The organism is Frateuria sp. GZRR33 (assembly GCF_051900425.1).
Classification (GTDB): Bacteria; Pseudomonadota; Gammaproteobacteria; order Xanthomonadales; family Rhodanobacteraceae; genus Frateuria_A.
In genome coordinates, this window is the sequence record NZ_JBHZGK010000012.1 from 1 (window position 1) to 24,204 (window position 24,204).

Consider the following 24,204-nt stretch of genomic DNA (forward strand, 5'->3'; position numbering starts at 1 on the left):
GCGCCCTTGGGCGCGACCACCATCCCGGTCGCGCCCAAGGGCGCTCCTACATTGGAAGGCCCGGAATCCCTCTGTAGGGACTCCCGGCTCAGGCAGGCAGCGTTTCGGGAAAGCGGATGCTCGCGATGTGTTCGCAGCCGTCGCGGGTCTGCAGTTCCAGCGGCCAATGGAAGCGCTCGCTGATGCGCTGGGCGATCGCCAGCTCGAAGCCGTGCCGGTCGATCGCCGGCGCTTCGTCCACCCGGTTGGAAACGGCCACGGCGCCAGGCAGCACCGTGATCACGATACTGCCGTGATCGGCCTGCTGGCTGGCGTTACGGATCAGCTGCCAGCACAACACCATGAACACCCGCGGCGAGGCACGCAGCGCAAACCGCGCCGGCTCCTCGATCCTGAGGTCGACCGCCCGGCCTTCGAGCATCTGCTGCAGGTCATCCATGCCCTTATGCAGCACGTCATTGACGACGAACTCCTCTTCGCCGGCGCCCAGGTCCGACTCTCGGGCCAGGATCAGCAGCGCCTCGATCAACGCTTCCATCTCGCGCGTGGCCCGCTGGATGCGCTTGACCGAGCGCACGCCGAACTTGCTGAGCTCCGATTCGTCCGAGAGCATGTCGGCGGACATCTTGATCACCGTCAACGGACTGCGCAGCTCGTGGCTGGCATCACGGGTGAAGTTGCGCTCGCGCTGGTTGTAGCCGGCAATGCGCGTGGCAAAGCCGTGCAGGCCGCGCGCAAGCGTGACCAGGTCGGCGTCGGTCTGGTCGGACAGGTGCGTGGGCGCCAGCGCGTCGACGTCGGGCTCGTCGTCCCAGCTGTCGATCACGCGCGCGAGCCGGCCGACCGGCCGCCACTGGCGACGTGCCGCCAGCCACGCCAGCGCGCTGATGATCGCAAGCAGCACGACTACCGCCACCAGCGGCGCGACGTTGTAGACGCCCAGCATGACGCAGACGATCACCCCAAGCAGATGCAGGCCGAAGATCAGCGCAAGCCGGCGATGGAACGCGCCGGCCTGGCTTCGACCCTCACCCTGCTTCCGTGGCAATCCCCTGTCCATACCTGTTGTTGCGATGCTCACCCCGCTCGATCAGGCGGTGGCCGTCGCCACTTCGGTTTCCAGGTCGGCCAGGCGGTAGCCGGCCGAATGGATCGTGTGCAGCAACGGTCGGTCGAACGGTTTGTCGATCACGCGGCGCAGGTTGTAAAGGTGCGAGCGCAGCGTGTCGGAGTCGGGCAGCGTGTCGCCCCAGATCTCCCGTTCGATGTCGCGGCGGCTCACCACGCGTGGCGATTCGCGCATCAGGATCGCCAGCAGCTTCAGGCCGATCGGCGAGACGGTCAGCTCCTGGCCGCCGCGGGTCAGCCGCAGCGTGGCGGTGTCCAGCGTCATGTCGCCGACGGTGAGCACCTCGGAGGAAACCTGGCGGCGATCACGGCGGATCAGCGCACGCAGGCGCGCTTCGAGTTCGCGCACCTCGAACGGCTTGACCAGGTAGTCGTCCGCGCCGGCCTCCAGCCCGATCAGCTTGTCCTCGAGCGTGTCGCGCGCGGTGAGCATCAGCACTGGCGTGGACTTCTTGGCGTCCTTGCGCAGCTTGCGGCACACATCCAGGCCATCCATGCCCGGCAGCATCAGGTCCAGCACGATGACGTCGTAGCTGTTGGATACGGCCAGGTGCAGGCCGCTGACGCCGTCGGCCGCGTAGTCCACCGAATATCCCCGGCGCTCCAGGAATTCTCCAACCATTTCAGCAATTTGCCGGTTGTCCTCGACTAGCAGGATCAAGCCGGACTGTTCGTCGCGCAGGCTCATGGTCCCTCCGTTGGTGGTGTTCACAAATGTGAAGAGCTAACGATCCGACGGGTGACAGCAACGTGAAATTTTTAAGGCGTGATTCAGAACGTGTTCCGGCGCCCATTCCGGAGCCCCGCCGCTCACTGCAGCAACGGTGCCAGTTGCGCCCATACGGTGGCAAACACGGCCGGCTCGCCCGCGGCGGTGGGATGCAGACCATCGGCCTGCATCAGCGACGGGTCAAGCGCCACTTTTTCCAGCAGGAAAGGCACCAGCGCCGTGCGTTTGCTGCGCGCGAGGTCGGCGTATACGCCGCGCAGGGCATCGCGGTAGCGCGGGCCGTAGTTCACCGGCAGCTCGATGCCGACCAGCAACACCCTGGCGTGTGCCTGCCGGGCCATGTCGATCATGGCCGCGAGGTTGTCCTTCATCGCATCCAGCGGAAGGCCGCGCAGGCCGTCGTTGCCACCGAGTTCGAGTATGAGCACGTCCGGCTTGTACCTCGCCAGCAACGCCGGCAGGTGGTGCCGCCCGCTCAGCGTGGTCTCGCCGCTGATGCTGGCATTGACCACGCGCCAGGGCGGCTCCATCTTGCCGAGACGTACTTCCAGCAGATGCACCCAGCCCTGGTCCGCGGCGATGTTGTGCGCGGCCGACAGCGAATCGCCCAGCACGAGCACGGTTTTCGGCGCGGCCGCCAGCGCGGCCCCGCTCCATCCCATCCACAGCACGGCCAGCCATCCGAGGAGTCGACGCATGAGCGAACCTTCCCAACCGCTTCTGGAGGCCCGCGATGTTAGCAAGACCGTCCGCGGGCCCGAGGGAAGGCTCGACATCCTGGCCGGCGTCAGCCTCGCGGTGCATGCGGGCGAGAGCTTCGCCATCGTCGGCGCGTCCGGCTCGGGCAAGACCACCCTGCTCGGCCTGCTGGCCGGCCTGGACGTGCCCAGCGCCGGCGCCATCCACCTGCAGGGCCATGCGTTGCAGGCCATGGACGAGGAGGCGCGCGCGGACCTGCGCCGGCGGCTGGTCGGTTTCGTGTTCCAGTCCTTCCACCTGCTTCCGGCGCTCACCGCGGAAGAGAACGTGATGCTGCCGCTCGAACTGGAAGGCCGCGACGACGCGCGCGCGCGTGCGAACGAGGCGCTCGACGCGGTCGGCCTGCACGCGCGCCGGCGCCACTATCCCGCGCAGCTCTCCGGTGGCGAGCAGCAGCGGGTGGCGATCGCTCGCGCCTTCGTGCATGGCCCGCGGGTGCTGTTTGCCGACGAGCCGACCGGCAACCTGGACCAGCGCACCGGGCGGCATGTGGCCGACCTGTTGTTCGCGCTCAACCGCGACCACCGCACCACGCTGGTCCTGGTGACCCATGACGCACAGCTGGCCGCGCGTTGCAGCCGGGGCGTGGAGTTGATCGAGGGCCGCGTCGCCGCGCCGGCTGCGAAGGGAACCGAAGCATGATGCAGAGGCCTCGCCGCAATTTGACCCCTCCCCTGCACGCAGGGGAGGGCTGGGGAGGGGTCACGCGCCGCCGCGAGATGGAACAACCCCTCCCGACCTCCCCCTGCATGCAGGGGGAGGAGCACATCCCACGCAGGACCACCGCATGAAGCTGCTGCGCCTTGCCTTGCGTACCCTGCGCCGCGAATGGCACCTGCCCGAACTGCGCACGCTGGCCGCCTCGCTGCTGCTCGCCGTCGTGGCGCTGGGCGTGGTGGCCACGCTTGCCAGCCGTGTCGAGCGCGGCCTGCTCGCCAGCGCCGCGGAGCTGATCGGCGGCGACGCCGGCCTGTCCGCCCCGCAGGCGCTGCCGCCGGACTATGCCGGCGAAGCCCGACAGCGCGGCCTGGCGGTCACCCGCAGCGCCGGCTTCCCCAGCGTCGCCTTCGCCGGCGAACGCGGCCAGTTGCTCGATGTCGATGCGGTCGATGGCGCCTGGCCGCTGCGCGGAACGCTGGAACTGTCCACGCATGGCGCCTCCGCCGCCGGCCACGGACCGGCCCCCGGCACGGTGTACCTGGACCATCGCGCACTGGTGGCGCTCGGCCTTGACGTGGGCGACCGCGTGCAGGTGGGCGGCCAGGAACTCACCGTCGCGGCCGAGCTGGTCAGCCAGCCCGACGGTGGCCAGCTGGTGGCCCTCGCCCCACGCGCGTTGATGAACCTGGCCGACGCGCAGCGCGCCGGGCTGCTCGGCGAAGGCAGCCGCGCACGCCATCGCCTGCTCGTCGCCGGGACGCCCGCCGGCGTCGGCCGCTGGCTCGCCTGGGTCAAGGGCCATCCCCTGCCGCAGGGCGCGGAGCTGGTGACGCCCGAGCAGACCCAGCAACGCATGCGCAACGCGTTCGATCGCGCCGGCGCGTTCCTGCGCCTGACCGCCCTGCTCTCGGCGCTGCTGGCCGGCGTGGCGATCGCGCTGGCGGCGCAGCGCTACGCCCGCCGCAAGACCCCGGAGATCGCCCTGCTCCGCGCCCTGGGGACCGCCCGCGCCCGCGTGTTCGCCCTGCTGCTGTCGACCCTCGGGGCGCTCGCGCTGCCGTCGGCGCTGCTCGGCGTGGTGTTGTCCTGGGGCCTGGCCGAGGGCGCCTGGCGGCTGGCGGGCGCGACATTCGTGCACGTGCCCACTTCGATGCCCCTGCTGCCGGCCCTGGCTGCCGCCGCGATGGGCCTTGCCGTGCTGGCCGGCTTCGCACTGCCGCCGCTGGCACGGCTGGCGGAGGTGCCGCCGGTGGCCGTGTTCCGGGCGAGCATGGGACGGCGCGTGCGCCGCGTGGATGCGCTCTACCTGGTGCCGGTGCTGGTCGCCCTGGCGCTGATCTGGACCCAGAGCGGTTCGGCGAAACTGGCCGGCATCCTGGCCGTCAGCCTGTCTGGCGTGGCGTTGCTCGCCGCCCTGCTCGCGCTGGTGCTGCTCTGGTTCGCGCGGCGCATTGCTCCGGGCGCGCATCCGGCCCTCCGGCTGGGCCTGGCCGCGCTGGCGCGACGGCGCGGCCTGAGCACGGTGCAGGCGACAGCGCTGAGCCTCGGCCTGGTCGCGTTGTTGCTGCTCGCAGTGGTCGCGCCCGCGCTGCTGGAAGGCTGGCGCCGCGAGCTGCCACCGGACACGCCCAACTGGTTCGTGCTCAACCTGCAGGACGACCAGCGGGCGGACTTCACCGGGCGCCTGGCGCAACTGGGCGCGCAGGGGCTCAACATGCTGCCGCTGGCGGTGGGCAAGCTCACCGCGATCAACGGCAAGCCGGTGGACCAGCTGCACTTCGCCGACCCGCGCGCCAGGGAATGGGTCGACCGCCAGCTGCGCCTGTCCTGGACAGGCACGCTGCCGCCGTCCAACCGGGTTGTCGCCGGCCGCTGGGCCGGAGCGGATCCGCCGCGCGCGGAGGTCTCGATCGACACGATGTGGCGTGACATGTTCGGCCTCAAGCCGGGCGACCGCATGCGCTTCGATGTCGGCGAAGGCTCGCTGGAGGCGAACGTCGGCAGCGTGCGCGAGGTCGACTGGAGCTCGTTCCGGGTGAATTTCTTCCTGCTGCTGGACCCGGCGCACGCGAGCGAACTGCCGCACACCTGGCTGGCCAGCTTTTACCTTCCACGCGGACATGCCCAGGCGCTGGCGCGGCTGTCGCGCGACTACAGCAACCTGAGCCTGGTCGATGTCGATGCACTCCTCGACCGCGTGCGCGAAATCGTCGCGCAGGTGGGCGGCGCGGTGCGCTGGGTGCTCGGCTTCAGCCTGCTGGCCGGCGCGCTGGTGCTGGCCGCGGCGCTTGCCACCAGCGCGGCCGAGCGCCGGCACGAGGCCGCACTGCTGCGCACACTGGGCGCACGGCGCGGCCAGCTGCGGCTGGCGGCGGCCTGCGAATTCGCCATGCTCGGCCTGATCGCCGGCCTCACGGCGGCCCTGGGTGCGGCCGTTGCGGGCTGGTGGCTGGGTCGGGCGGTGTTCCGCCTGGACGGCTTCGTACCGCCCGTTTGGCCGTTGATCGCCGCCGCCCTGGTGGCCGCGGTGGTGATCATGCTGCTGGGCCTGGCGGGCACGCGCCGGGTCACGCGCACCTCGCCCATGCGGCTATTGCGGGAGCAGTGAAGGGAATCCAGACTGATGCTTTGAACGGGAGGAACCCCGATGACCGAGCAGAAGCCCTCACCCGACCAGGACCGCCGCACGGTGGCAACGGGAACCAGCATCGGGGTGGGCTCCGGCCTTACCATCGGCGTGGCGCTCGGCCTCGCGCTTCACAACCTGGCGCTGGGCATCGGGGTCGGCATCGCGATGGGCGCCGGCCTGGGCACTTCGCTCAGTGCGGCCCGCATCAGCGCGCGCAAGCGCAAGGCCCCCGAACAGCACCGCTGAGCCGCCCTCAGCACCCGGCCCGGAGAACGCCGTGTACACCCTCTACTACGCCCCCGGCACCGCCAGCATGGTGGTGCACCTGGCGCTGCTCGAAACCGGCGCGCCGCACGAGCTCAGGCTGGTCGACCTGGACGCCAGGGCGCAACACGACCCCGCCTACCTCAAGCTCAACCCGCGCGGCGTGGTGCCCACGCTGGTGGTCGACGGCAAGCCACTGAGCGAGTCGGCCGCGCTGCTGATGCTGCTGGCCGAGCGGCACCCGGAGTCATCGCTCGCCCCGCCGCCAGGCACGCCTGAGCGGGCCGCGTGGTACCAGTGGATCGTCTATCTCAGCAACACGCTGATGTCCGCCTACCGTTTCTGGTTCTACCCGCACGAACTGGACGACACGCCGGCCGTGCGCGCGGCCCTGCAGCGTCGGATCGAGGGCGTGTGGGACCTGCTCGATGCCCATCTGGCCGCACACGGTCCGTACCTGCCCACTCGGTCAGGCCTTCGACCTCGTACAGCCGCTGCCAGCGCTCGGCGAGCGCTTTTCGGGCGCCGACCTGCTGCTGACCATGCTGATGCGCTGGTCGCGCAACATGCCGCGCCCGGCGACCGGTTGGCCGGCGTTGAAGCGCCTGGCCGACCTGGTGCGTGCACGGCCAAGCGGTAGGCCGCTCGAACCGATGAGCGCGCGCCGCTGGCTGGAACGGCTGAAGTCCGAGTGGCTGCTGCTCGCCTTCGCCCTGCTCACGCTGGTGCTGGCGCTGGTCGATCCGCAGCCCGTCGCCGCCTGGCGGCGCTGGCTGCAGGGTCCGACGCTGGCCGGGCTGGCCGGGCTGCTGATCGCCATCCAGGGCATCCGCGACAGCGCGCTGGTGCAGCACGCCGCCGCACTGTTCGCCGCGCGCGCGCACTCGCTGCGCGGCCTGGGCTTGCTGCTGGTGACCGCCACGGCGCTGCTGTCGATGGTCCTCACCAACGATGTCAGCCTGTTCGTGCTGGTCCCGCTGACGGTGGCCATCGGCGCCCTGTCGAACCTCCCGGTGCTGCGCATGGTGGTGCTGGAAGCGCTGGCGGTGAACGCGGGCTCGACGCTGAGCCCGATCGGCAATCCGCAGAACCTGCTGTTGTGGCAGCACGGGCAGTTGCCGTTTCTCGGCTTCGCCTCGGCCATGCTGCCGGCAGCCGCGGTGATGTTCGCGCTGGTGGCGGCGCTGACCTGGATCTGGCTGCCGCGCGAGCGGGTCGCGCTGGCACCGCAGGCGCTCGATCGCCAGGCGGTGGCACGTGGGCTGGCAACGCTCTCGGCGGTCGCGTTGGCGGCGATGGTGGTGCTGATGGAATACGGGCACGCGGCCCTCGGCGCGGCGGCGCTGCTACTGGTATTCGCTCTCACCGCGCCGCGCAGCCTGGCGCGTGTGGACTGGTTACTGCTGCTCACCTTCGCCGCGATCTTCCTCGGACTGGGCCACCTGGCCGAACTGCCCCTGGTGGACGCCGCGCTCGATCGCCTGGACTTCGGCCAGCCGCTCACGCTCTACCTGGGGGGCATCCTGGCCTCGCAGCTGATCAGCAATGTGCCGGCGACCGTATTGCTGCTGGATCGCGCGCAGGACCCCATTGCGCTGGCGGTTGCAGTGAACGTGGGCGGCTTCGGGCTGGCGATCGGCTCGCTGGCGAACCTGATCGCCCTGCGGCTGGCGCGCCAGCCACACGGGCTGCGCGCGCTGCATCGCGTGTCGGTGCCGTTCCTGCTGGTGAGCGCCCCGCTGGTTTACCTGGCGTGGCGGTGGTTGGGCTGATGGCTGGCATGCCAGGGCATTAGAGCGGCCTTCAGCCCACCACCGGTGCCTGCAGCGAGGCGAGCGGTGGGCTGAGGCCACCTTGCGGTGCGGCGGGTCAGTCGTCGTCGCGTGGCACGTCCACCTTGCCCTTGACGTTGCTGTGGCTGACGTCGCCGCTGCCCTTGGCACCGAGGCTGAGGTCGCCGCCCACGCCATCGACGTCCAGATCGCCCGAGCCCAGCGTGTCGGCATGCACGCTGCCGCGCACGTCGCGCAGGTTCACGTCGCCGGAGCCGATGCTGCCCACGCGCGCGTCGCCGCCCACGCCACTGACGGTGAGATCGCCGGAGCCGACCGAGCCGGCCTCCAGGCTGCCGACGTCGTGCGCTTCGACGTCGCCCGAGCCCACGCTGGTGGCGAAGCGACCTGCCACGTTGCGCACGTTGAGGTCACCGGAGCCCACGTGGCTCTCGAGCTGGCCGACGCCGCTGACTTCGGCGTCGCCCGAACCCACGTCGACCGTCAACGGCAGGCTGGCTGGAAGCTCGACCGTCACGTCGAGGCCCGCATCGCCGTTGCCGAACCAGCCGAAGCCACGCCCGTTGCCGAGCCCGAGGATCAGCTGATCACCTTCGCGGCGCTGTGTGATCACCAACTGGTCGAGCATGTCGCGATCGGATGCACAGGCGCGGCCGCGCACGTCGAGCTTGCCGGCGCCGGACCGGCCGGTCACGTGCAGGTCGAAGCTGTGTACCTCGATCTGCACGGCGCGCACGCCGGACAGGTCGACGCTCAGGTTGCGTGGCGCCTCGAAGGCACAGCGGTCGGCCGCGTGGCCGGCCAACGGCACGAGCAGCAGCAGGGAAGCAAGGATGGGACGCATGGGAACTCCGCGGCGGGTCGAGGACGTCCCTAAGATGCGCGGGACGCGCAAAGGGTTGCGTCAACGCCTCGCATCGGACCGCGTTTTTCGAGGCATCACCCGATGGAGTGCCCTCCCATGGCCTACCGCAAGCTGCTCGTCCCCGCCCTCGCCGTGCTGCTGGCCAGCCCCGTGGCCCTCTCGCAGGATGCGCCGCCCGCACCGGCGGCGCAGGCCCATACCCTGCCGGCCCCGGCGCCCATGGACAAAGGCATGCGCATGCACAGGGAGCATGTTCCCGGCATGGGCGAGCACATGCACCGCATGCGCATGGAGCACGGCCCCGGCATGGGTGCCATGGCCGATCTGCACGCGCTGGAGCGGCTCTACCGCACGGCCGGGCGCGAGAAAGAGCTGGCCGGCATCTATAACGAGGTACTGGGCAAGTCGCAGGACCCGCACCTGCGCACCTACGCGTACCACCACCTCGCCCGCCTGCAGGCGCAACCGGCCAACGTCGACCAGGCGATCGCCACGCTGCGCAAGAGCCTATCCGAGAACCTCGCCAACGAGGCGAAGATGCGCGCCGAGCGCGAGCGCATGCGCGCGCAGTGGCAGCAGCAAAAAACGAAGACGCCAGCGGCACGCTGAAGCCGCTCTGGCTCGCAAGGTGGGCTTCAGCTCACCCTGAGCGGGGCGGCCCCTGATGGAAGGCCATTCGTGTGGAAACAGGAATGGCCTTCTACTTGCGCTGCTGGAGCTTGCAGCGACTCCGGCCGCCACGCCAACCTTCTCTCCGAGGGAGAGCGTTCTGGCGCCAGCCGTAACGGCCCGCTGGCGTCACTCGGCGCGCTTGGCCTGCTGCCAGAGTGCTTCCTGCTCCTGCAGGCTTCGCTCGGCCAGCGGGCGGCCTTCCGCGGCGGCAAGCGCTTCCATCTGGCGGAAGCGTCGCTCGAACTTCGCGTTGGCGCGGCGCAGGGCGCGCGAGAAATCGACGCCGGCGTGGCGCGCCAGGTTGGCGGTGACGAACAGCACGTCGCCCAGTTCGTCCTCCAGGCGTTCCGGATCGGCACCGGCGGCGAACTCGGCGCGCACCTCGTCCACCTCCTCGCTCAGCTTGTCGAGCACGGGGCCCGGCTCGCGCCACTCGAAGCCCACGCCGGCGGCGCGCTGCTGCAGCTTGGCCGCGCGTTTCCACTCGGGCAGGCCGCGCGAGATCCCGGCAAGCGCGCTGGCATCGTGCGCATGCCCGCGTTCGGCGCGCTCGGCCGCCTTGATGGCCTCCCAGGCGCGCGTCTGTGCCTCGGCATCCTCGTAGCGTTCCTCGCCGAAGACATGCGGGTGGCGGCGGCGCATCTTGTCGGCGATCCCGTGGGCGACGTCGCCGAAGTCGAACAGGCCACGCTCGCTCGCCATCTGCGCGTGGAACACCACCTGCAGCAGCAGGTCGCCCAGTTCCTCACGCAGGTCGTCGAAGTCGCCGCGATCGATCGCGTCGGCGACTTCGTAGGCTTCCTCCAGGGTGTAGGGCGCGATCGTGGCGAAGTCCTGCTGCACGTCCCAGGGGCAGCCCCGCTCGGGATCACGCAGGCGCGCCATGATCGCGAGCAGGTCGTCGAGCGTGTAGCGACCCGCCATGGATCAGGCGGGCCTTGCCTTGCCCAGCCGCGCCTTCCACTCGACCGCGCGATCGCCCACGGCGAGGAATTCCGGGTTGAGCACGGAGTCTTTCGTGTTGTACCGCAACGGTTCGCCGGCCAGGTCCAGCACGGCGCCGCCGGCCTGTTCCAGCACGCACTGCGCCGCCGCCGTATCCCATTCGCTGGTCGGGCCCAGCCGCAGGTAAAGGTCGGCCACCGCGCGGGCGATCAGGCAGAACTTCAGCGAGGAGCCCATCGGGAACGGCTGGTAGGGCGTGCCCAGCAGCGCATCGAGGAAATCGTGCGTGTCGCTGCCGTGCGAGCGGCTGCCCGCGACCACTGCGGGAGCCGCCAGTGCACGCGTGCCGATCGGTTGCCATTGGCCGTTGGCGTGCTGCTGCAGCCAGGCACCCTGGCCATCGGCGGCGGCGTACAGCTCGCCGGTGACCGGCGCCAGCACCACGCCGAGCACCGGGCGGTGGTCTTCGATCAGCGCGATATTGACGGTGAATTCGCCGTTGCGCTTGACGAACTCGCGGGTGCCGTCGAGCGGATCGACCAGCCAGTAGCGCGACCATGTCTGGCGCATTTCCCACGGCGCGGCGCGGGCTTCCTCCGACAACACGGGGACGTCCGGTGCGATGCGTGCCAGACCGGCGGCGATGACGCGCTGGGCGGCAAGGTCCGCGGCGGTAAGCGGCGACTTGTCGTCCTTGTGCTCCACGGCGAACTCGTCGCGGTAGATGGCGAGGATGGCATTGCCCGCCTCGCGCGCGATGGCACTCACGTCGGCCAGCAGGCCGGTTTCCGGTGCGACCGCGCTCATGGCTGGAACCGCCCGGCCAGATACTCCCGCGCCATGAACAACGCGGCGATCGAGCGGCCTTCGGTCACGTCGTCACGGCCGACAAGGGTGTGCAGTTCGGAAAGCTTCCATGGGACCACGTCCAACTCCTCGGGTTCGTCGCCGGGCAGGCGTTCGGGGTAGAGATCCTGTGCCAGCACCACGTGCGCCATGTGGGTCATGTAGCCGGGCGAGAGCGACAGGTTGTGCAGGATCTTCAGGCGGTTCGCGCCGTATCCGATTTCTTCCTTGAGCTCGCGGTTGGCGCCCTGTTCGGCGGTCTCGTCCTGGTCGAGCCGGCCCTTGGGCAGCGAGAGCTCGTAGCGGCCCACGCCGGCGCCGTATTCGCGGATCAGCAGCACCGTGTCGTCGTCGAGCATCGGAACGATGATCACCGCGCCCAGGCCACTGGCGCGCAGGCGTTCGTAGGTGCGCTTCTCGCCGTTGGAGAATTCAAGGTCGAGCTGTTCGACCCGCAGGAAGCGGCTGTCGACGCATTCGCGGGTGGCATGGATGATCGGTGGCTTGCGCATCAGGACATTCTAGCCCGCGGTTTCATGATGCAAGCGTGCAAGCGCCAGGGCGTGGATCCCCGGCACGCCGGCCAGCACGCTGGTGGTTTCCAGGCCCGGCGGCCGGCCTTCCAGATCGGTGAATAATCCACCGGCCTCGCGCACGATCACCGCCAGCGCGGCGACATCGAGGATGTTCACGTCGGACTCGATCACCAGATCCAGGCTGCCCCGGGCGAGCAGGTGGTAGTGGCAGAAGTCCCCATAGCCGCGGATACGGTTGCTGTCGCGGATCAGCGCGCCGAGGGCGTCCCAGCGCGCGCCGGCCGTGAGCGATTTCACGTTGCCGATGGAAAGCGACGCCTGTGCCAGCGTGCCGGCGGGTGCGACCCGCACGCGTTCGCCTTCGAACCAGGTCCCGTCACCGCGTCGAGCCCACATCGTCTCGCCGTAGATCGGCGCACTGGAGACGCCGAGCACCAGTTCGCCCCGATCCATCAACGCGATCTGGGTTGAAAAGAACGGCGTGCGGCGGACGAAGCTCTTGGTGCCGTCGAGTGGGTCGACCAGCCATAGCAAGCCGTCGCGCGCGCCTTCCAGGCCGTATTCCTCCCCGTAGATTGCCGCCTGCGGCAGCGCCCGGGCGAGCACCGCGCGAATTGCCTGTTCGGCTTCGCGATCGGCCACGGTCACCGGCGTGGCATCGGCCTTCCATTCGACCGCCACGCCGCGGTTCCAGTAGTGGCGGATGATGTCGGCCGCGGCGGCGGCCGCTTCGCGCGCGGCGGACAGGACATGCTCGGGGTCGTAGCTCATGGCGCGGTTTCCGGCGTGGCGGCGGCGAGCCCGCCGCGGCGATGAAGACGAAGGGTGCCATCGGCACCCGGCCGGCCCAGGCGCGCCAGCCAGTGGCGCAGCACCGGATCAGCGGTCCGCGGTTGCAGCAGCAGGTCGAGGCGCCAGCCCAGCGGACTGGCCTGCCATTGGCCGTCGGCACGCAGCGGCCCGTTGCCCTGGTCGTGCAACTGGCCGGTCAGCACGCCGTTCGAACCATGCAGGTCCATGGCCAGGTCGCCCAGCGCGACGGCTTGCGGGGTGCGGGTCTGCATGGAGGCATTGCGCCACTGCATGCGCCCCTCGAGTTCGATCGGCCAGTTCGCCTGCAGTACGGCCCGCTGCAGCCGCATGGTCAGGCTGCCGTGCGGTGTGCCCAGCGAGGAATCGAATCGCGGCGCCCAGGCCCCCAGGTCGGCTCGCAACGACACGTCGGTCCACAGCGGTCGACCGCTGCTGTCGCGTTGCAGATGACCGCTGCCGGTGAGCCTCGGACCGGAAAAATCCAGTTGCAGATCCAGCCGCCCCCACAGCAGGGCGCGCGAAAGCCGCCACTGCAGTTGCCCCAGCGGACGGCCGTCCAGGCCGCGCACTTGCTGCGCCCCACCGTTCCAGACCAGCCCATGCACGCCATCGAACTCAAGGCCGTGCAGGCGCGACTGCACGAACGGAGCCGCCCAGCGTGCCGGCAGCAACAGCACCAGCAGGATGGCGAGCAGCAACAGGGTGGCGACGATCAGCCAGGCGCGGCGCGAGCGTTTCACTTCGGTCCTTGAGCTTGAGCGGCCACGCCGCAACGCCGATCATAGCGGGATGGACGCACCCTCCCCCGACGCGCCGGCCGTCGCCGGCAACGCCGCGCTGGCCGCGCGGGACCTCAAACACGTGTGGCACCCCTGCACGCAGATGCACGACCACGAAAGCATCCCGCTGGTGCCCATCGTGCGCGGCGAAGGCGCCTGGCTGTTCGATGCCGACGGTCGCCGTTACCTGGACGGCGTCAGCTCGTGGTGGACCAATATCTTCGGCCACGCCAACCCGCGCCTGGCCGCGGCGCTGGCCGACCAGGCGCAGCGGCTGGAGCACGTGATCTTCGCCGGCTTCACCCATGAGCCCGCGATCCGGTTGGCCGAGGAACTCGTCCGCGTCGCGCCGCAGGGGCTGACGCGCGTCTTCTACGCCGACATCGGCTCCGCTGCCGTCGAGGTGGCGCTGAAGATGAGCTTCCACTACTGGCTCAACCAGGGACATGGCGAGAAGACCCGCTTCATCGCGCTGACCGGCAGCTACCACGGCGAGACCCTGGGCGCGTTGTCGGTCAGTGACGTGGCGCTGTATCGCAAGACTTACGCACCCTTGCTGCTGACGCCGATTCTGGCGCCCTCGCCGGACGCCTACGAAGGGGAGCCGGGGGAAACGCCGGCACAGATTGCCGCCCGCCGGTTGGAAGAACTGCGCGCCCTGCTCGAACGCCACGCCCACGAAACGTGCGCGGTGATCGTCGAGCCACTGGTGCAGTGCGCCGGCGGCATGCGCATGTACCACCCCGATTACCTGGCAGGCCTGCGCCGCCTGTGCGACGAGTTCGACGTGCATTTCATCGCCGACGAGATCGCGGTGGGTTTCGGCCGCACCGGGACGCTGTTCGCCTGCGAGCAGGCTGGCGTGGCGCCGGACTTCATGTGCCAGTCCAAGGGATTGACCGGCGGCACGTTGCCGCTGGCGGCGGTGCTCACGACCGAGCCGGTGTACGCGGCCTTCTACGCCGAATACAGCGCCGGCAAGGCCTTCCTGCATTCGCACAGCTACACCGGCAATCCGCTGGCTTGCCGCGTGGCGCTGGAGACGCTGGCGATCTTCCGCGACGAACCGGTGCTGGAGCGCAACCGTGCGCTGGCCGCACACCTCGCGCGGCGGCTCGCGCCCCTGCGCGATCACCCGCATGTGGCCGACGTACGCCAGACCGGCATGATCGCGGCGGTCGAGCTGGTCGCCGACAAGCGGACGCGCAGGCCCTGGCCATCGAACGAACGACGCGGCATGCGCGTCTACCTGCACGGGCTCGAGAACCAGGCGCTGCTGCGGCCGCTCGGCAATGTGGTGTATTTCATGCCGCCGTATGTCGTGACGACGGGGGACATCGACCACCTGGTGGACGTTGCGGTCGCCGGCATCGAGCGCGCGGTGGCATAAAACATCCATGTGCGAAAACCGCGGGCGGGCGCCGTGAACGCGCCTGTGCGAGCCGCCTACTGCCAGGAACCTTCATGCGCACGATCCGCATCCACGTCGACGAGCCGCTTGCTCCCGCCACCGAACTGAGCCTTCCGCCCCAGGCGGGGGAGCACGTGGCACGCGTGCTGCGGTTGGGCGAAGGCGCGCCGCTGGTGCTGTTCAACGGTGACGGCCATGACTACGCGGCGGTCATCATCCAGGCGGGCAAGCGCGACGTGCGCGTGCGCATCGACGACCGGCAGGCGATCGCCAACGAATCGCCGCTGCCGCTCACGCTGGCCCAGGGCGTGGCGCGTGGCGAGAAGATGGACCTGATTGTCCAGAAGGCCACCGAGCTGGGCGTGGCCCGCATCGTGCCGCTGCTGACCGAGCGCTCGGAAGTCCGCCTCGATCCTGCGCGTGCGGAAAAGCGTCTGGCCCACTGGCGCGCTGTCGCTGCCAGCGCCTGCGAGCAAAGCGGTCGCGCCCGGTTGCCGCTGATCCTGCCGACGCAGTCGATCGAAGCCTGGCTCGCCTCCCTGCCGCAGGACGGCGCCCTGCGCCTGGCGCTGCTGCCCGAAGGCGACCAGGCGCCACGCGGGCTTGCCTTTGGGCCGGCCGGCGGCCTGCTGGTCGTGGGTCCGGAAGGCGGGCTCGGCGAGCGCGACGTGGCCAGCCTCACGGGCGCCGGCTTTGCCGGGCTGCGGCTCGGGCCTCGCATCCTGCGCACCGAAACGGCAGGGCTCGCAGCCCTGGCGGCGCTGCAGGCGTTGCACGGAGATATCTAGGCGCGGCTCTGCAATCCGGCGCGGAACGGACAGCCCCGGACCCCGGCGTTCACCTTCCGCCCGAAGTCACACCCGCCCATGAGGCAGTTCGGCCGGAGGGTGATCGCGTGCCTGGGCGGACGCTTCGACCTGGCTTGCGGCGACCCTCAGCGCAATGGTTTCGCTCGCGTGGCGTACCCGCTCAGGCGGCGCCGGCCTGCTCGTCCAGGCTCAGCAGCGCGGCCAGTTCCGCCTCGATGCCTTCCAGATCAGGGATGACCGCGATGTCGTCGCGCACCAGCACCTGGGCCTTCACGCCAGCCGGCAACGGCGCGCCGTCGTGCGTGGGAATGATGAGCTCGGCGTTGAGCGTGGTCAGGCGCGGGAAGCCCTGCGTCACGACCGCAACGAACGGCAGCCGGGCGTTGTTGCCCAACGCCTTGAGCACTGCCACGCGAACGGCCAGGTCGGCATCGCCTTCGGGTGCGCCGGCAAGCTTGGTGAAGGACACCAGTGGCACGCGCCAGCCGCGCCAGGCGATGCGGCCGAGCAACCACTCGGGGGCGCCCTCGACCGGTTCGGGGGTCGGCAGGGTGATCACTTCGGCGACGGTGGCATTGGGCAGCAACAGGCGCAGCTGCCCCACCGGCACCAGCACGCAGCGGATTTCGCGCGGCAGGGGTTGTTCGCTCATGGCTGACCTTCCGGGGAGTACTCGGCCAGGCGCGCCGCCAGTTCGCGGGGCGTGCCGGCATGATGGGACAGATTTTCGGCCAGCACGCCGCTGACCATGTCGGACGCGTGCTGGCCACCGCTGGCTTCGACCCAGACCTGGCCACCGCGGTCGTGCACGGCCTGACAACCGGCCACCGCGTCGGTCGATCGGCCAGCGAACACGATGGCGATCACATCACGACCGAAGGCCTCGGCGGCCTGCGTCAGGCTCGCATCGATCGACGGCGCGTGCGCCGCACCCGCCTCGATCGGCTGCAGTTCGACCGAACCGTCGCGACGCACGGTCACCTGGCGGTCTGAGGGGACCACGAGGATCTCGCCCGTGCCGGCGCGCAGGCCCGCTTCGGCCAGTCGCACCGGCAGCGCGCACTGCGAAGTGAAATATTCGACCAGGCCATCGGCCGGACGGCCGGCCAGATGCTGGGTATGCAGCACGGTGGCGCGCAGGCCGGCGGGCAACGCGGCAAGGAATTCGCCGACCGACGCGGTGCTTTCGGTGGTGGCGCCGAGCACCACCAGCCGCGGCAGTGCGCTGGCGGGCGCTTCGAGCACCATTTCGTGCGCAGGGGCGAAGTCCTGCGGGGCGATGGCCTCCTCGAGCGAAACCAGCTCCAGGCTCAGACCCGGAAGGACGGGCGAGGCCCCCTCGTCGGCCTCGGGGGCCAGATAGTCGAGCGCGCTGACTTTTTCGATCCCGAACTCGCCCGGGCTCACCTGCCCGGCGGCTTCGGCATCGGGGGCGAGATAGTCGACTGCACTGACCTTTTCAATGCCGAACTCGGCTGGCGCCGCGTGCTCGACCGGGGCTGCCGGGGCAGGCGCGGGTGCGTCGCCGTCGAGCAACGTCCAGCTGTCGGAAAGGCGTGCCGCGGGGACCGGTTCGGTCACCGTGCGAACAGCGGCGGGAGCCGCTTCTTCGCCGATCGGCGCCAGCTCGAGATGGTCGAGCTGGAAGCTGGCGTGCGCCTGCGCTTGCGCCGGGACACTGGCGTCGATGTGCGCGGCGGCCGCCTGGTTTTCATCGATCAGCGAGAACTCCGTCGCCGCGAGCGGACGGGGTTCGTCGACCGCCTCGATCGGCGAGGCGGCCAGCTGGTCGCCTTCCCGGGCACGGGCATCGGATTCTGCAGGAAAGGCGGCACCAAAGTCGCCGTCATGCAGTTCCCCGCCTTCCCCGGCGGCATAGTTGAGGCCCGCGCCGAAATCGTCGCCTTCCGCCGCGGGTGCGTCGGAAGCGAGCAAGGCCTCCAGTTCGGCCGCGAGCGTTTCCGATACGGCCGCCTGGCGCGCCTCCTCGTCCACCTGCGGCTCGTCCAGGCCGTGTACCGCGGCATCCGTCGGCTCCGGTTCGGCCACCGCCGCGTTGGCTGGACTTTCGTTGGCAGCGTCCGCCGGCGCCGGTGGGCGCGGCGGATCGGCGTCGCCGATGGCCAACACCTTCATCGCCAGGTGACGGGCCCAGCGCGCGCGGTCCCAGCCTTCCAGCCGGCGGCTTGCCTGGGCGTCATTGAAGACCACGCGCGGGCGGTCGCCTTCGAGCGCTTCGTCCAGGCGATCGAGCGCGCTGTCGTCCTCGTCGTCGAGGTTGACTACCAGCACGTCGGCCTCGACCGAAGAGAGCAGGTCACGGCTCAGACCGTTCAATGGCCCCTCGTGCACGATCCGCGCACCGCGTTCCTGCAGGGCGCTGCGCAACTGTTCACCCAGACCCGCGTCGTCGAACAGCAGCGCGACTGCCGGTACCGCCTCAGCCATGGACTGCCTCCATCGCCATGGCGCGCTGCTCGAGCACTTCGGCGATCTGCGCCAGCAGTTCGGCTTCCTGGTAAGGCTTGCCGAGGTAGCGATCGACGCCGATGTCGAAGGCGCGCTGGCGATGTTTGTCGCCGGTGCGCGAGGTGATCATGATGATCGGCACCTCGCGCAGGCGCGGGTCCGCCTTCATCTGCGTCGCCAGCTCGTAACCGTCCATGCGCGGCATCTCGATGTCGAGCAGCATCATGTCCGGCACGCGGTCGTGCAGTTTCTCCAGTGCGTCGACGCCGTCCTTCGCGGTGAACACCTCGTAGTCGTGGCGTTCCAGCACGCGGCCGGTGACCTTGCGCATGGTGATCGAATCGTCCACCACCATGACCAGCGGCTTGGCGCGCTGCTCTTCGATCAACGGCGAGGCCACCGCACTCAGGCCGTCGGCAAGGCGCTGCTCGCGACGGGCGATGCCGTGGCGGACCAGCGGCGGCAGGTCGAGAATGATCAGCACCGAGCCGTCGCCCATGATGGTCGCGCCGAGCACGCCCGGCACCGAGCTGACCTGCGGGCCGACCGACTTGACCACGATCTCGCGCGAGCCGATCACCGCGTCGATGCGGATCGCGGCGCGCAGGTCGCCGGCGCGGGTGAGCAGCAGCGGAAGCTGCTCTTCCTCGATCACCGGGTTCGGCTGCAGGCCGAGCAGATCGGCCAGGTCGTGGATGCCATAGCCATCGCCGTTGTACTCGAACGTCGGGTTGGCATCGCCCAGGCGTGCACCCAGGTCGTCCGGGCTGATCCGCGCCACGCCCTGCACCGAGGTCATCGGGATGGCGAAGGTCGCCTCCCCGATGCGTACCACGATGGCCTGGGTCACCGCGAGGGTGAACGGCAGGCGCAGGATGAAGGTGGTGCCCTGGCCCTGCTGCGACTCGATCGCGAGCGAACCGCCCAGCTGCTTGATCTCGTTGGCCACCACGTCCATGCCCACGCCGCGGCCGGCGAGCTGGGTGACGTGACTGGCGGTGGAGAACCCGGTCTGGGTGATCAGGCCGAGCAACTGGTCGTCGCTGGGGCGCGAATCGGCACGCAGCAGGCCACGTTCGATCGCGCGGGCGCGGATCGCCTCGCGATCCAGGCCGCGGCCGTCGTCGCTGACGCGCACCACCACCTCGGTGGCTTCGCGGGCGACGCGGATGCGTACCGCGCCTTCGGTCGGCTTGCCTGCCTTGCGGCGGTCGGCCGGCGATTCGATGCCGTGCGCGATGGCGTTGCGCAGCATGTGCTCGAACGGCGCCTTGATGCGGTCGAGCAGGTTGCGGTCCATTTCGCCGTGGGCGCCCTCGACGTACAGCTGGGCACTCTTGCCTTCTTCCTGCGCAGCCTGGCGCAGCGTGCGGCGCAGGTTCGGCACCATCGTGTCGAACGGCAGCATGCGGGTGCGCAACAGGCCGTCCTGCAGTTCGGCGCTGACGCGCGACTGCTGGATCAGCAGGGTTTCGGACTGGCGGGTGAGCTCGTCCAGCATGTTCTGGATCGAGACAAGGTCGGATACCGATTCGGCCAGCGCACGCGAGTACTGCTGCAGCTGCGAGAAGCGGTCGAGCTCGAGCGGGTCGAACACGCCGATGCCCGCCTCGCGGTGCTCGCGCTGGAAGCGCGCGATGATTTGCGCTTCGGTTTCGATTTCCAGCATGCGCAGCTGGCTGCGCAGACGCTGCACGGTCTGGTCGAGCTCGACCAGGTTGAAACGGTAGCCGGCGACCTGCTGCTCAAGGCGCGAGCGGTAGATCGCGACCTCGCCTGCATGGTTCACCAGGTTGTCCAGCAGTTCCGCGCGGACGCGGATCTGTTCCTGGGTGGAACGAACCTCTTCTTCCTCGCGCTCGGGCAGCAGGTCGGGCAGCAACTCCGGCAGCGGCGCGGCCGGCAGCCTGGCGGAAGGCGCCATGGCCGGCCCGGTGTCGTGACCTTCGTCGGACAGCGCTTCCTCGCCGACCATGGCCAGCAGACGATCGATCAACGCCTGCGGGTACTCGATCGACTGACCGAGGGAGACGCGCTTGACCAGCGAGTGAAGGGCATCGAAGCCGGCCTCGAGGCCGCCGATCAGTTGCGCCGTATCGCGCTCGGCCACCGGCTTTTCGAGCAGGGTCTCGATGGCGTGGGTCAGGTCGCCCACCGGCACCAGGCCGGCGATGCGGGCTCCGCCCTTGAGAGTGTGCAGGTCGCGCTGGAGACCGGCGGCGTGCGCCGTCTCGCTCGGCTCGGCGCGCCACTCGGCCAGCAGGCCGTCGGCGTGGTCGAGCAGTTCGTTGGCTTCCTCGGTGAAGATCTCGAGCAGGTCCGGGTCGATCTGGCCGACCCATGGCTGCACGGGCGTGCTCTCCACGACGAGCGGCACGAACGGTTCGAACGCCGGCTCGGTCGGCTGGCTTTCGTCGGCTTCGGCGTCGACCCCGGCGGTGACGGGTGCATCCGCCGCCTCGGCACCAACGGCCGCGACGATCTGTTCGGCAACCTCATCCCCGGTGGTCTCCGCCAGCGGCGACTCCCCGCCCTCGACGGCGTCCTCGCCGGCAGGGGCGACACCCGCCTCGACGGACTCGTCCGGCACATCCGTCGGCTCGGACCGCAGCAGCGTGGCGTCCAGCTCGGCGTCCGCTTCGTCAGAGGCCTCCAGCTCCGGTTCCAGTGCGCCAGCTTCCAGCGTCAGATCCAGGGCTTCGTCCAGGCCGGCTTCGCCCTCGTCCGTCGCTGCGACATCCGCTTGCGTCGCCAGCGGCTGGCCATCGGCCGGCTCGCTCAACAGGCTGTCCAGCAGCGCGGCGAGGCTCTGTTCATCCTCCGCGTGACCGGCATCGACCGACAGGCCCTCGCCGCCGATGGCTTCGGCAGCATCCAGGTCGAAGGCATCGAGCGCAGCCAGCAACTCGCCCGCGTAGGCATCGTGTTCGTCGTGTTCGCCCGGTTCATCGCAAGCGTCTGCGGCGACCGGTTCGCCCAGCGCATCGCCCAGGCCAGCCTCGAGCGCGGCGGCGACGGCGTCGTCCGGAAGCTCGGTCGGCAGGTCTTCAGCGTGCGGGTCGAACAGCACGTGCGCGACCTTCGGCTCGGGCTGGCTGTCGCGAAGCTCGATCAGCCGGGCCGTAAGCGCATCCACCGTGGGCAGCTGGGGATCGGCCGCATCGAACTGAGCCATCACGTGGTCGACCACGTCGGCGGACTGCGCGAGCAGGCGGGTGCCTTCTTCCGACAGCGGCAGGCTGGCCGCGCGCAGGCGCTTGAGCAGGCTTTCGAGCGGGGACAGCAACTGCGTCAGCAGCGGGATGTCCACCATCGCGATGGCGCCGTGCAGCGTGTGCACCGCGCGCAGCAGGGCGTCGTCGATGCGCAGCTCGCCATCGGCGCGGGCAAGCGCACCACGGATCGCCTGCAGGTATTGGGCCACTTCGCTGCGCAGTATTTCCAGCAGCACCGGGTCGACCGGCGGCATCACCGGCAGCGCGATCGCCTCGACCGGCTGGGCCGGTTCGACCGGAACCTGGGTTGCCGCGGTGTGGTCGGTATGAGCAGCGGCCGGCACGGCCTCGACGGCCGCATCCAGGCGCGGCACGCGACGGCGCACCATGCGGCGCACGGTTTCCGTGGCGGCCGGTGCATGGTCGCTGATCTGCGCCATTTCGCCCGCGGCCAGCCGATCGGCCGTGGCCATGATCGCCGCCAGCGGGGCCGTGGGGGTGCCCTCGCCCTTGAGCGCGGCAAGCAACTGCGGCAAGGCGCCGATGGCGGCACTGACCAGGGCCTGCACACCCTCGTGCGGCTGGATGGTGGCATCCAGCACGCGGTTGAGCATGTTCTCGACCTTCCAGGCAAACTCGCCGAGCACGCTGGCGCCCACGAGGCGGCCAGAGCCCTTGAGCGTATGGAAGGAGCGACGGATCGGGGTGATCGCGGCAAGCTGCGCCGGATCGGCCAGCCAGGCCTGCTCGGCGCCGCGCAGGTTGTCGATCTCCTCCTGCATTTCCTCCAGGAAAATCTCGCGGATGTCGTCGTCGATGCCCTCGGTACCGAGCTGGAAACCGGCGTTGCCGGCCAGCGCGTCGGCGACCGGCACTTCCTCGACGATTTCTTCCTCGATCTCGATCCAGTCGCCCTCCTCGCCGGCAGTCGGCGAGACGGTGAGCGGCTCGGTCTGGGCCAGGCGCAGGCCGGCCAATTCGTGCGTGCTGGGCTGCAGCGGCTCGCTGCTGCCGACCATCAGGTCGTCCAGACCACGACCGTCAGCCATGCTGACCGGTTCGGACAGTGCCGGCTCGGACGGCTCCTCGGCGACGGCGACCGGTGCGGGCGCCTCGTAGGCCATCGCCGCGCGCGCGGCGGGCAGCGGCCAGTAGCCCAGCGAACCGAGGCTGTGCTCGGCCACGTCGAGGATGTGCTCCAGCCCGCCGCGATGTTCGCGGGCGGCTTCGAGGTAATACTCCAGCGCGGCCAGTGCGTCGGCCAGGTGGTCCATCTGCGCGCTGCCCGGCACGCGCCGGTCCACCAGCATTTCGTTGCCGATGAAGCGGCCGATGCCTTCGGCCAGCTCGGACGGACGTGGCGCGGACAGCATGCGCATGGCGCCAGCCACTTCGTCCATCAGTGCCGGCGTGCCATGCAGCTGGGCATGGTCCCAGCCAGCCTCGACGAAGGCGACGATGGCGTCCTTCACCTTGGCGGCGTTGGCGATCGCCTCCTGCATGAGCGAGGCGAGAATGCTGCGGGCTTCGCTGCGCGGCAGCGCGGGAGTCGCCTCGCCCTCGACCGGCAGCGTTTCGCCGGCCAGGCTTTCCTCGGCGCCCAGGCTCTCGATGTGGTCGTCCAGCGAGGATTCGACGTACAGCAGCGCGCCGGCGACGTCGAGCAGTACGCCCTCTTCCGGCGCACGCACCTTGTGCGCGATCTCTTCCAGCACGCGGCGCTGTTCGTTGACCACCCGGCGCGGCACGGCCAGCGCCAGCATGCCCAGGGTGTCGCCGACCCGCTCGAGCACCTCGCCCTGCGCGGCCAGTTGCGCGGGATCGCCATCGCTCTGGCGCAGGAACAGGTCGAGCGCTTCCTTCACGCGCAGCAGGTCTTCCTTCAGTGCCTTGGACACCGAATCGAGCAGGGCACGGTTGTGGCCAGCCATCGAGCCGCGCGCGTGTTCGAGTTCTGCGGCGTCGGGCAGCAGGCTGTCCAGGCGGTAGGTCTGTTTCAGCAGCGCCATCTGGGGGCTGGTCTGACGGGCCTGCGCCACGATGAAGAGCAGTTTGCTCGCAAGCTCGTCGGCATCGCCGCCGCGCAGGCTGGCTTCGCCCTGTTCGACGAGTTGGCGGATGTTGCGGTCGACCTTGCCGATCAACTGGCGGATCTCGGCCGCGTGGCTCTTGAGCACGCCTTGCTCCAGACCCTCCAACACGCCGGCGGCGATCCACCACAGGCGACGACCCGGTATGGTCCAGCAGCGACCGGCGATGCCCAGCAGGGTCTCGCGCATGCCGAGCAACTGTTGCGGCGCGTTCTGGCCACGGAACCAGGCCAGCAACTGCTGCTGGAAACGCAGTCGCAGCGTGGTGATCGCGCTGCGCTGGGCGGCCACGTCGACCTCGCCCTGCGCACCGGGCGCCTGCACCGGCAGCGCCTGTTCCAGGTTGGGGTTGAACAGCGCCGCTTCGGACAGCGCCTGCTGGTCGCGGCTTGCGCGCAGATCGTTGAGCAGCGGCAACAACACCACCGGCACGTCGCGATGGCCGCCGGAAAGACGTTCGAGATAGTCGGGCAGCTGCATCAGACCGCGCATCAGCGCGCCGAAGGCGTCATCGCGCTGGCGGATGTGGTCCTCCAGCAGGCAGATCGCCAGCGTCTCCATCTCTTCGGCGACCATCGCGGCGCCGTAGAGCTCGACCATGCGAAGAGTGCCCTGTACCTGATGCAGATGATCCACGCAGACGCGCATGACCTCGCGCTTGCCCGGGTTCTCTACGTAGGACTCCAGCGCCTCGCGGGCCCGTGCCAGGGTCTCGTCGAGCTCCGGCTTGACCCACTGCAGGGTGGTGAAATCGATGTGGTCTTGAAGTCTCATGCGCCCCTCTTGAGCGG

General features: G+C 69.9%; 19 protein-coding genes and 1 pseudogene. 8 read left to right on the top strand and 12 right to left on the bottom strand.

Annotated elements, in window-relative coordinates:
• Positions 1–88: 88 nt before the first annotated feature.
• The 3 genes from ACFWZU_RS13845 to ACFWZU_RS13855 form a co-directional block, all read right to left on the bottom strand.
• Positions 89–1,048 (bottom strand): sensor histidine kinase, encoded by a 960-nt coding sequence (locus tag ACFWZU_RS13845; RefSeq protein ID WP_439702129.1) that lies wholly within the window; start codon positions 1,046–1,048, stop codon positions 89–91.
• Between the two features lie 42 nt (positions 1,049–1,090).
• Positions 1,091–1,816, bottom strand: coding sequence for a response regulator transcription factor (locus ACFWZU_RS13850; protein WP_209619864.1), 726 nt, complete (start codon positions 1,814–1,816; stop codon positions 1,091–1,093).
• Positions 1,817–1,938: 122 nt separating this feature from the next.
• Positions 1,939–2,556, bottom strand: coding sequence for an arylesterase (locus tag ACFWZU_RS13855; RefSeq protein ID WP_439702130.1), 618 nt, complete (start codon positions 2,554–2,556; stop codon positions 1,939–1,941).
• Between ACFWZU_RS13855 and ACFWZU_RS13860 the strand changes: the two genes are divergently transcribed.
• The 5 genes and pseudogenes from ACFWZU_RS13860 (at position 2,555) to ACFWZU_RS13880 (ending at position 7,942) form a co-directional block, all read left to right on the top strand.
• A complete protein-coding gene (locus ACFWZU_RS13860) occupies positions 2,555–3,259 on the top strand; it encodes an ABC transporter ATP-binding protein (RefSeq protein ID WP_439702131.1) in 705 nt (234 codons plus the stop codon). The two genes, ACFWZU_RS13855 and ACFWZU_RS13860, sit on opposite strands and share 2 nt — an antisense overlap.
• Positions 3,260–3,404: 145 nt before the next feature.
• Positions 3,405–5,885, top strand: coding sequence for an ABC transporter permease (locus tag ACFWZU_RS13865; RefSeq protein ID WP_439702132.1), 2,481 nt, complete (start codon positions 3,405–3,407; stop codon positions 5,883–5,885).
• Positions 5,886–5,924: 39 nt separating this feature from the next.
• Positions 5,925–6,152, top strand: a complete 228-nt coding sequence (locus ACFWZU_RS13870; RefSeq protein WP_439702133.1) for a hypothetical protein — start codon at positions 5,925–5,927, stop codon at positions 6,150–6,152.
• Between the two features lie 67 nt (positions 6,153–6,219).
• Positions 6,220–6,805 (top strand): annotated as a pseudogene (locus ACFWZU_RS13875) (glutathione S-transferase family protein); the annotation flags it as partial.
• An 18-nt stretch (positions 6,806–6,823) separates the two neighbouring features.
• Entirely contained in the window at positions 6,824–7,942 is a 1,119-nt protein-coding gene (locus tag ACFWZU_RS13880; RefSeq protein WP_439702203.1) for an SLC13 family permease, read from the top strand.
• A gap of 97 nt (positions 7,943–8,039) precedes the next feature.
• On the opposite strand, the gene ACFWZU_RS13885 is transcribed toward ACFWZU_RS13880, so the two are convergent.
• Entirely contained in the window at positions 8,040–8,807 is a 768-nt protein-coding gene (locus ACFWZU_RS13885; RefSeq protein ID WP_439702134.1) for a GIN domain-containing protein, read from the bottom strand.
• A 117-nt stretch (positions 8,808–8,924) separates the two neighbouring features.
• Between ACFWZU_RS13885 and ACFWZU_RS13890 the strand changes: the two genes are divergently transcribed.
• Positions 8,925–9,437 carry a hypothetical protein gene (locus tag ACFWZU_RS13890; RefSeq protein ID WP_439702135.1) on the top strand — a complete coding sequence of 171 codons (513 nt, stop codon included), beginning with the start codon at positions 8,925–8,927 and terminating at the stop codon, positions 9,435–9,437.
• Between the two features lie 189 nt (positions 9,438–9,626).
• On the opposite strand, the gene mazG is transcribed toward ACFWZU_RS13890, so the two are convergent.
• From mazG to ACFWZU_RS13915, 5 genes are read right to left on the bottom strand one after another with little or no spacing between them, the layout of a single operon-like run.
• Positions 9,627–10,424 (bottom strand): nucleoside triphosphate pyrophosphohydrolase, encoded by a 798-nt coding sequence (gene mazG / locus ACFWZU_RS13895; protein ID WP_439702136.1) that lies wholly within the window; start codon positions 10,422–10,424, stop codon positions 9,627–9,629.
• 3 nt (positions 10,425–10,427) lie between these two features.
• The gene (cysQ, locus tag ACFWZU_RS13900; RefSeq protein WP_439702137.1) at positions 10,428–11,252 is read right to left on the bottom strand and encodes a 3'(2'),5'-bisphosphate nucleotidase CysQ; all 825 of its coding nucleotides are present in this window, start codon (positions 11,250–11,252) and stop codon (positions 10,428–10,430) included.
• Positions 11,249–11,803, bottom strand: a complete 555-nt coding sequence (nudE, locus tag ACFWZU_RS13905; protein WP_439702138.1) for an ADP compounds hydrolase NudE — start codon at positions 11,801–11,803, stop codon at positions 11,249–11,251. The genes cysQ and nudE overlap by 4 nt, the downstream gene beginning before the upstream one ends.
• Positions 11,804–11,812: 9 nt before the next feature.
• Complete coding sequence (locus ACFWZU_RS13910) at positions 11,813–12,598, bottom strand: inositol monophosphatase family protein (protein WP_439702139.1); 786 nt, start codon at positions 12,596–12,598, stop codon at positions 11,813–11,815.
• On the bottom strand, positions 12,595–13,380 hold the full coding sequence (locus ACFWZU_RS13915) for a type II secretion system protein N (protein ID WP_439702140.1): 786 nt from the start codon (positions 13,378–13,380) through the stop codon (positions 12,595–12,597). Before ACFWZU_RS13915 ends, ACFWZU_RS13910 begins: the two co-directional genes overlap by 4 nt.
• A 49-nt stretch (positions 13,381–13,429) precedes the next feature.
• On the opposite strand from ACFWZU_RS13915, the gene ACFWZU_RS13920 reads away from it, so the two are divergent.
• Both ACFWZU_RS13920 and ACFWZU_RS13925 read left to right on the top strand, forming a co-directional pair.
• Positions 13,430–14,809 carry an adenosylmethionine--8-amino-7-oxononanoate transaminase gene (locus tag ACFWZU_RS13920; protein WP_439702141.1) on the top strand — a complete coding sequence of 460 codons (1,380 nt, stop codon included), beginning with the start codon at positions 13,430–13,432 and terminating at the stop codon, positions 14,807–14,809.
• A gap of 74 nt (positions 14,810–14,883) precedes the next feature.
• A complete protein-coding gene (locus tag ACFWZU_RS13925) occupies positions 14,884–15,618 on the top strand; it encodes a 16S rRNA (uracil(1498)-N(3))-methyltransferase (protein WP_439702142.1) in 735 nt (244 codons plus the stop codon).
• 181 nt (positions 15,619–15,799) lie between these two features.
• Here ACFWZU_RS13925 and ACFWZU_RS13930 read toward each other — a convergent pair whose 3' ends face one another.
• The 3 genes from ACFWZU_RS13930 to ACFWZU_RS13940 are packed head-to-tail and all read right to left on the bottom strand — an operon-like array spanning position 15,800 to position 24,187.
• The gene (locus ACFWZU_RS13930; protein WP_439702143.1) at positions 15,800–16,291 is read right to left on the bottom strand and encodes a chemotaxis protein CheW; all 492 of its coding nucleotides are present in this window, start codon (positions 16,289–16,291) and stop codon (positions 15,800–15,802) included.
• Complete coding sequence (locus tag ACFWZU_RS13935; RefSeq protein ID WP_439702144.1) at positions 16,288–18,087, bottom strand: chemotaxis protein CheB; 1,800 nt, start codon at positions 18,085–18,087, stop codon at positions 16,288–16,290. Before ACFWZU_RS13935 ends, ACFWZU_RS13930 begins: the two co-directional genes overlap by 4 nt.
• The gene (locus ACFWZU_RS13940) at positions 18,080–24,187 is read right to left on the bottom strand and encodes an Hpt domain-containing protein (RefSeq protein ID WP_439702145.1); all 6,108 of its coding nucleotides are present in this window, start codon (positions 24,185–24,187) and stop codon (positions 18,080–18,082) included. Before ACFWZU_RS13940 ends, ACFWZU_RS13935 begins: the two co-directional genes overlap by 8 nt.
• Between the last annotated feature and the right edge of the window lie 17 nt (positions 24,188–24,204).